Raw genomic sequence first — 7,543 nt, 5'->3', positions numbered from 1 at the left:
GCCGCACCGGCGACGGGCCCCGCGGTGACCCCGGCGCCGGACCGCCCGACCGGCCCGCCGCCCCCGCCGCCGGCCAGGCGCCGCAAGCTCGGCCCACCGCTGGTCGACGTGCCGGTCGACCCGACGGCCCCCACGCCCGAGGAGGTCGGGACGATCGGCCAGGGCACACCGTCCCCGGCGCACGTCGCGCCCGCCCACGCCGCCCCGGCAGCCTCCGTCGCCCCCGCGGCCCCGCGCAGCCACACCACCGCCGAGCGCACCGTGATCCGCTCGGCGGGCCAGGGCCCGGTCCGCTGGCGGGTGGAGTTCGACAGCGGCGAGTCGTTCGTGGTCGAGGGGCTGGTGCTCGTCGGCCGCCGGCCGGAGGCCCGTCAGGGCGAGCCGGTGCGCCACCTCGTGCCGCTGCGCTCCTCCGACATGTCGCTGTCGAAGACCCACGCCCAGCTCCAGGTCGCGCCCGACGGCGTGCTGGTCGTCATGGACCGCGGGTCGACGAACGGCTCGATCCTCGTCCGCCAGGGCGTCTCCCGACCGCTGTCGGCCGGCAAGCCGGCGACCCTGCTGCCCGGCGACCTCGTCCGCTTCGGTGATCGGCAGATGACGGTCGCCAAGGAGGCCTGAGCCGTGGTCGAGGGGCTGGTCTGGTACGTCTCCTACGGGTCGAACATGGCTGCCGACCGGCTCGCCTGCTACCTCGAGGGCGGCTGCCCGCCGGGCGGCAGCCGGCACAACCCGGGCGCCCGCGACACCTCTCCGCCGCTGCGCTCCGCGGCGGTCGACCTGCCCGGCACGACGTACTTCGCCGGGCGCTCGCCGCAGTGGGGCGGTGGCGTGGCGTTCTACGACCACGCGACGCCCGGGCGGACCGCCGCGCGGGCCTACCTGGTGACCGCGGCGCAGCTCGCGGACATCGCCGCCCAGGAGATGTACCGCGTCCCGGCCGAGGGCGACCCGATCGAGGAGCTGGTCCTCGGACCGCTCGACGGCGGGCGGCACGAGGTCGGGCCCGGCCACTACGAGACGCTCGTGGAGGTCGGCGCGGCCGACGGGGCCCCGATGCTGACCTTCACCGCGCCGCACGGCGCCGAGGCGGTCGAGCACACCCGGCCCTCGGACGCCTACCTCGCGGTGATGGCCGCCGGGCTGCGCGAGTCCCGCGGCTGGTCGGTCGAGCAGGCGGCGGCGTACCTCGCCTCCCTCCAGCCCGGACTCGACCCGCGGGCGGGGCTGAACCCCTAGGTTCGGCCCATGAGCTTCGAGCACCAGGAGTCCGCTTCCTGCACCGCCCCGCCCGCCGCCGTGTGGGCCCTGTGGTCCGACGTCGGCAGCTGGGCCGCCTGGGACCCCGCGGTCGAGGCGGTGGCGCTCGAGGGTCACTTCGCCGAGGGCGCGGCCGGCACGATGCGGCTCGCCGGCGGGATCGAGGTGCCGTTCGTGCTCGAGGTCGTCGAGCACGGCGCGCGCTACCTCGACCGGCTCACGATGGGGGACCTGGTGGTCGCCATCGACCACGTCGTCCGGGTCGAGGGGGACGGTGCTGTCGTCACGGTGTCGACGGCGATCACCGGGCCGGGCGCCTCCGACATCGGCCCGATGGTCACCCGCGACGCGCCGGTCGCGCTCGAGCGGCTGACCGCGATGGCCGAGGGCCGCTGACCCCTCGCCATCCGCTCAGCGCCCGCTGACCACCACGGGGACGCGGGTGACGGTGCCCGAGCCGCCGCGCCACACGACGTACCCGTCACCGGGCCGGGGCGGGCCCTCGACGGTCACGGTGTAGGTCGCGCTCTCGCCCGGCCCCAACCGGATGGCCGCCGGGCGCACCAGCACCCGGCCGCCGAAGCCGGTTGCGCGCGAGGAGAAGTAGCGGGCCCGGCCGGTCACGTTCGTCACGGTGCGGGTGGCCGCCGTGACGCCGGGGCGCAGCAGCACCGAGGGGGTGTTGAGGTCGCCGTCGAGCTCGCTCTCCAGCCAGGCGCGGTAGTCGCCGGGACGCACCAGGTGCACCAGGCCCGGGCGGCCGGCCACCTCGGGCCGCACCCGGCCGGCGCCGGAGCGCAGCACGGGTGCGTCGACGGCGGCAGCGGTGGTCGCGAGCGCCGAGCGGATCGCGGCCGCGGACCACGTGGGGTGGCGCTGCCGCAGCAACGCGGCGACCCCGGCGGTGTACGCCGTCGCGGCGGACGTGCCCGCGGACAGGTCCCACGCGGCGGCCCGTCCGGTGGCCGGTGCCGCGGACAGCACGCCGCTGCCTGGGGCCACGACGTCGGGCTTCACCACGCCGCCCGACGGGTCGCCCGTGGCGGACCACGGCAGCACCCGGTCCGCGGCGGGGGTGGTGCCGGAGGGGCGCAGCGCGACCCGGCCGTCGGGGTGGCGCGCCAGCCAGCGCGCGAGGGCGCGGGCGTCGGGCCGGTCGAGGTGGACCGTCGGGACGGCATGGAAGTCGGCGTCGGTCGAGCCGGGTCGGACGTTGGCGAGCACCATGCCGGCGCCGTCGGCGAGCTCGACCGCGCGGGACTTCTCGACGCGGGCCACGCGTCCGCCGCGCTCGCAGACCACGATGCGGCCGGCGGCGGCCGCCGCGTCGAGGCTGCCGGGCGCGCACACCCGGGCCCGGGCCGGGCGAGCCGAGGGCGCGGCGACGTCGACGGAGCGCACCACGCGGGCGGGCCCGACCGCGCGGCCCATCGAGGTCGCGCCGGTCAGCGCCGGTCCGCCCTCGGCGACCACCCGGCCCCGGCGCTGCGGCCCGGCGGCGGCGCCGACCGTGGTGACCCACGGCCCGGGGTGGGCGGCGTACGCCGTGTCCGCGTCGTTGCCGGCCGCAGCCACGACGACCACGTCGGCCTCGGCGGCGCCGAGCAGCGCCCGCTCGAGCGCGTCGTACCCGCTGCCGCCGGCCACCGCCAGGCTCAGCACGTCGACGCCGTCGGCGACGGCCTGGTCCACCGCCGCGACGAGGTCGGAGGTCGCGCAGCCGTCGTCGCGCGGGTCGGGCGCGGTCCAGCACGCCTTGTAGACGGCGAGCCGGGCCTGCGGCGCGACGCCGCCGAACCGGCCCGCCTGGCGCTCGCCGACCCGCACCGTCACGCCGCTGTTGCCGGCGGCGATCGAGGCCATCCGCGTGCCGTGCCCGGCGTCGTCGCGCGGGCTGAGCGAGGCGCCCGAGCGCACGGCGTCCTCGCCGAACCCGCGGACGAACCACTGCGCCGCGACCACCTTGCTGGTGCAGCGCTCGCGCGGCCAGTCCTCCGCGACGGCGCACGCGCCGCCGAAGCCGGCCGGTGCGCGCCCGAGGCGGTGGGCGCCGGAGAAGACCGGGCTGTCGGGCGCGAGCCCGGAGTCGACCGTGCCGATGACGACGCCGGCGCCGCCGCGGCCGCCCCCGGGCGACCCGGCCGCGGCCGTCCGTGCGGGCGCGCCGGTCAGCGGGCGGACCCGGTCGCGCTCGACGGTGACCACGTCGGGGTCCGCGCGGAGCACCGCCACCTGGTCGGGGGTGAGTCGCGCGGCGAACCCGTTGAGCGCGGTGGTGAAGCGGTACGCCGGGTCCGTCGCGCCGGCCGCCTCGAGCAGGGCGTCCTGCTCGCGCAGCATCGCCACCCGCACGTAGGAGTCCGCGAGCGGGCCGCGGTAGCCGGCGACGCCCGGGCCGGAGAGCGTGACCAGGTGCAACGGCGGCTCGGCCCCGGTCTCGAAGGCCATCTCGTCCGCGGACGCGGGCGTCGCCAGCGCGACCGGCACGAGGGCGGACGCCACCAGGGCGGGCAGCGCCGCGGCCGCGGTCAGCAGGCGGCGTACGCGCGTCGAGGTCGGCAGCACTCGCGTTCCTCCCGTCCCAGGTCGTCTCGTCGAAGTCGCCCATTGTGGCCCACCGCCGCTCCGCGCGGGCGGGATCGGTCGGTCCTGTGGACGCGGGGGCGCCCGGCTACCCTCGCCGGGTGCCCGCCGAGCAGCCCGCGTCCGAGCCCCTCGTGGTCGGCTTCGACCTGGACATGACGCTCATCGACACCGCGCCCGGCTTCGGGTCGGTGCTGCGGGCGCTGGGCGCCGAGCTCGGCGTGGACTTCCCGGTCGAGGCGATGACCGCCCGGCTCGGCCCGCCGCTCGACCTGCTGTTCGAGCCGTACCTCGCCGCCGAGGCGATCCCTGCCGCGGGCGACCGGTTCCGCGCGCTCTATCCCGCCCACGCCATCGCGTCGGTGCCGCTGCTCGAGGGCGCGCGCGAGGCGCTGCACGCCGTGCGCCGTCGCGGCGGTCGCACGATCGTGGTGACCGGCAAGTTCCCCGACAACGCGCGGCTCCACCTCGACCACCTCGGCCTCGAGGTCGACCACCTCGAGGGGTGGGTGTGGGGCGTCGGCAAGGCCGACGTGCTGGTCCGCGAAGGCGCCTCGGTCTACGTCGGCGACCACGTGCACGACGTCGAGGGCGCGCTCGCCGCCGACGTGCTGAGCGTCTCCGTGCTCACCGGCGGCTGCACCCGCGAGGAGCTCCTCGACGCCGGCACGCACGTCGTGCTGGAGAGCCTGGCGGAGTTCCCCGACTGGCTCGACGACCACCTCGCGACGCGCTGACGGCGCACCCGCGGGCGCACCGCCGGGATCGGTGGAGCGGACCTTGGGGTCCCTCGTAGGCTGTGCCGTCGCCCGGCAGGTCGCCGGTGCGCCGCGAGCAGAAGAGGTCAGGCCGTGCCCAGTGGCAAGGTGAAGTGGTTCGACGCCGGCAAGGGCTTCGGCTTCCTGTCCCAGGAGGACGGGCCGGACGTCTACGTCCACGCCGACGCCCTGCCCGAGGGGATGACCACGATCAAGCCGGGCACGCGCGTGGAGTTCGGCATCGCCCAGGGCCGCCGCGGCGACCAGGCGCTGCAGGTCCGCGTCCTGGACAAGCCGACCTCGGTCTCCCGCAGCCAGTCGGCCGCGCGCCGCCGCCGCCCCGAGGAGATGGCGCCGATCGTCGAGGACCTCATCCGCCTCCTCGACGGGGTCGGCGAGGGCTACCGGCACGGCCGTCACCCCGACGCCCGCACCGCCGCCCCGGTCGCGAAGCTCCTGCGCGCGCTCGCCGACGAGCTCGAGCTCTGATCTAGGGCTGCGCGGGCCCGTCCCGCCGCAGCCGCGGCATCGGCTGGGTGTCCGGCAGGTCGTCGTACGCCGAGTCGCCACTCGTGGCGGTCGAGGGAGCACTGCCGGCTGCCGAGTCGTCACTCGTGGCGGTGGAGCCGGCAGGAACGGGCGCCCCGTCGTCCTGGGGGTGCGCCGCCCGGGCGCCGGTGACCGACGCGCGCCGGCCGAGCAGGACGTACGCCGTCCACGCGCCGAGCACCGCGACGGCGATGCCCAGGCCCAGCCGCGCCGGCTCGAGCGGCAGCGCGATGCCGATGAACCCACCGACGACCCACGCCAGCTGCAGCGTGGTGTCGCTGCGCGCGAAGGCGCTGGCCTGCACGCGGGAGGGGATATCGCGCTGGATGGTGGAGTCGAGGCAGAACTTCGCCAGCGACTGAGCGAGGCCGGCGGTGAGTCCGAGCACGGCCAGCCACAGCACCCCGTAGAACAGCGTCGCGACGAGGACCGCGGCGAGGTCGGCCAGCAGCGCGAGCACGACGGTGACCGCCGGGTTGATCCGGCGCAGGAGCGAGGCCGCGGCGACGCCGGCGGTGTTGCCGAGGCCGGCCGCGCCGACCACGACGGCGATCATCACCTCGGCCGACAACGCGGTGTCGGGCGGGTTCTCGCGCAGCAGGAACGCCATGAACATCAGCAGGAAGCCCGACAGGAACCGCGGCCCGCAGTTGGCCCGCAGCGCGAACGCCACCGCGGGTGGGATGCGGGTGCGGGTCCGGCGGCCCGGCTCGGCGTCGCTGTCGCCGCGCAGCACGAGGTCGCCCTCGCCGGCGCTGGAGTCGACCGCCGCCGGCAGCCGGATGGCGCACACGGTGGCGAGCACGAACAGCAGGAACGCGTAGCGCAGGCTCCACTCCGGGCCGGCCAACGACGCCAGCCCGGCCAGCGGCGCGGACACGGCGGCGCCGACGATGCCCGACAGGCTCACCCGCCCGTTGGCCTTGACCAGCGTGAAGCCGGCCGGGAGCAGCCGCGGCACGGCGGCGGCCCGCGTGACGCCGTACGCCTTGGACGAGACGAGGACGCCGAGCGCCGCCGCGAAGAGCCACGGCGAGTCGCCGGTCACCGACGTCGCCAGCGCCCAGCACAGGAACGCCCGCAACGCCATCGTCGCGCCGATCGCCCACCGACGCCCGTGGGCGAAGCGGTCGAGGAACGGCCCGATCAGCGGCGCCACCACCGCGAACGGCAGCATCGTCAGGCCGAGGAACAGGGCGACCTGTCCGCGCGCCTCGCCCGAGGGCACCTGGAAGAACAGCGACCCGGCCAGCGAGATCGCCACCGCCGCGTCGCCGGCGGTGTTGAAGAAGTGCATCTGGATCAGCCGGGCCAGGCCCGACTCGCCCGCGCCCTCGGCGTTGGCCGCCCGCGTGGCCTGCCGGCCCAGGTAGCGGCTGGCCCGCCCGGTCGCCCGGCCGGCGGCGGCCACGCCCCTCGCGGTCGCCCGGGCCCCGGTGCCGAGCCCGGCGCCGATGCTGCGGCCCGCCGGCCCCTCCGGGTCGGGCTCGGGACGGTCGGACGTCATGCGCCCCATCCTGCCGTGCGTGCCCGGCGCCCCCGGCGGCGACACCCGCCCCGAGATGGCACCCGGCCCGGGGATCAGTCACACTTCCGTCCGTGACGACTCTCGTGCGCGCCAAGCCCGACTCCGCCGCCGTGGCGGCCGTCGACGTCGCCCGCGCCGCCCTCGTGGAGGAGGTCGGTGCCGCGGACGTCGGCGAGCACCTCGGCCACCAGGTCGAGGGCGAGCGGCTGGTCACCCACCTGTTCGCCTGCGAGCGCGCGGGCTACCGCGGCTGGCGCTGGTCGGTGACCGTCGCCCGCGCCCCCCGCCAGAAGCACGTCACCGTCGACGAGGTCGTCCTCATCCCCGGCGACGACGCGATCGTCGCGCCGCCGTGGGTGCCCTACCGCGAGCGGATCAAGCCCGGCGACCTCGGACCCGGCGACCTCCTCCCCGTCGAGGACGACGACCCCCGCCTGGTCCCCACCTACGCCTACGGCGACGACCCGCTCGACGCCGACGACCGCGCCCAGGTGCGCCAGGTCGCCCAGGAGCTCGGCCTCGGCCGGGTCCGCACGCTCTCCCCGGAGGGCCGCGACCTCGCCGCGCAGCGGTGGTACGACGGCGACCAGGGCCCGTCCTCCCCGCTCGCCCAGGCCGCCCCCGACTCCTGCACCACCTGCGGCTTCCTCATGCGGATCAACGGCCCGCTGTCGGAGATGTTCGGCGTCTGCGCCAACGGCGACGCCAACGACGACGGCCGGGTCGTCTCCTTCGACCACGGCTGCGGCGCCCACTCCGAGGTCCGGCTCGCCAAGAAGCACGAGCCCCAGCCGCTCCCCGAGCCCGTCGTCGACACCATCACCCCCGACGACATCGAGACCTTCTGACCCACGGCTCACCCCGC

Annotated in this window: 8 protein-coding genes; 6 read left to right on the top strand and 2 right to left on the bottom strand. The window is 77.1% G+C overall.

The features are described from left to right. From H7344_RS12995 to H7344_RS12985, 3 genes are all read left to right on the top strand, one after another. A partial coding sequence (locus H7344_RS12995) for an FHA domain-containing protein (protein WP_222130593.1) occupies positions 1 to 621 on the top strand: 621 nt, incomplete at its 5' end. 3 nt (positions 622 to 624) lie between these two features. Beyond that, positions 625 to 1,239 (top strand): histone deacetylase, encoded by a 615-nt coding sequence (locus H7344_RS12990; protein WP_229707110.1) that lies wholly within the window; start codon positions 625 to 627, stop codon positions 1,237 to 1,239. A 9-nt stretch (positions 1,240 to 1,248) separates the two neighbouring features. Further along, positions 1,249 to 1,656 carry an SRPBCC family protein gene (locus H7344_RS12985; RefSeq protein WP_186346427.1) on the top strand — a complete coding sequence of 136 codons (408 nt, stop codon included), beginning with the start codon at positions 1,249 to 1,251 and terminating at the stop codon, positions 1,654 to 1,656. 15 nt (positions 1,657 to 1,671) lie between these two features. Here H7344_RS12985 and H7344_RS12980 read toward each other — a convergent pair whose 3' ends face one another. Then, positions 1,672 to 3,825, bottom strand: a complete 2,154-nt coding sequence (locus H7344_RS12980) for a S8 family serine peptidase (protein WP_186346426.1) — start codon at positions 3,823 to 3,825, stop codon at positions 1,672 to 1,674. 119 nt (positions 3,826 to 3,944) lie between these two features. Here H7344_RS12980 and H7344_RS12975 point away from each other — a divergent pair, with 119 nt between their 5' ends. Together H7344_RS12975 and H7344_RS21220 are read left to right on the top strand one after the other, a co-directional pair. Next, positions 3,945 to 4,580 (top strand): HAD family hydrolase, encoded by a 636-nt coding sequence (locus H7344_RS12975; RefSeq protein WP_229707109.1) that lies wholly within the window; start codon positions 3,945 to 3,947, stop codon positions 4,578 to 4,580. 114 nt (positions 4,581 to 4,694) lie between these two features. After that, positions 4,695 to 5,090, top strand: a complete 396-nt coding sequence (locus tag H7344_RS21220; protein WP_166196805.1) for a cold-shock protein — start codon at positions 4,695 to 4,697, stop codon at positions 5,088 to 5,090. Between the two features lies 1 nt (position 5,091). On the opposite strand, the gene H7344_RS12965 is transcribed toward H7344_RS21220, so the two are convergent. Continuing rightward, positions 5,092 to 6,657: an MFS transporter gene (locus H7344_RS12965; RefSeq protein ID WP_186346425.1), complete on the bottom strand. Its 1,566-nt coding sequence runs from the start codon at positions 6,655 to 6,657 to the stop codon at positions 5,092 to 5,094. 92 nt (positions 6,658 to 6,749) lie between these two features. On the opposite strand from H7344_RS12965, the gene H7344_RS12960 reads away from it, so the two are divergent. Next, positions 6,750 to 7,526, top strand: coding sequence for a DUF3027 domain-containing protein (locus tag H7344_RS12960; protein ID WP_186346424.1), 777 nt, complete (start codon positions 6,750 to 6,752; stop codon positions 7,524 to 7,526). Positions 7,527 to 7,543: the final 17 nt, after the last annotated feature.

It is taken from the genome of Nocardioides deserti, assembly GCF_014266025.1.
Classification (GTDB): domain Bacteria; phylum Actinomycetota; class Actinomycetes; order Propionibacteriales; family Nocardioidaceae; genus Nocardioides; species Nocardioides deserti.
The sequence above is the reverse complement of the archived record's forward strand: the minus strand, read 5'-3'. Positions and strand labels throughout refer to the sequence as shown.

What these genes read in the sequence shown, in the direction of transcription:
- H7344_RS12985 (WP_186346427.1), top strand. Translation starts at nt 1,249, where the DNA reads ATGAGCTTCGAGCACCAGGAGTCCGCTTCCTGCACCGCCCCGCCCGCC.
- H7344_RS12965 (WP_186346425.1), bottom strand. Translation starts at nt 6,657, where the DNA reads ATGACGTCCGACCGTCCCGAGCCCGACCCGGAGGGGCCGGCGGGCCGC.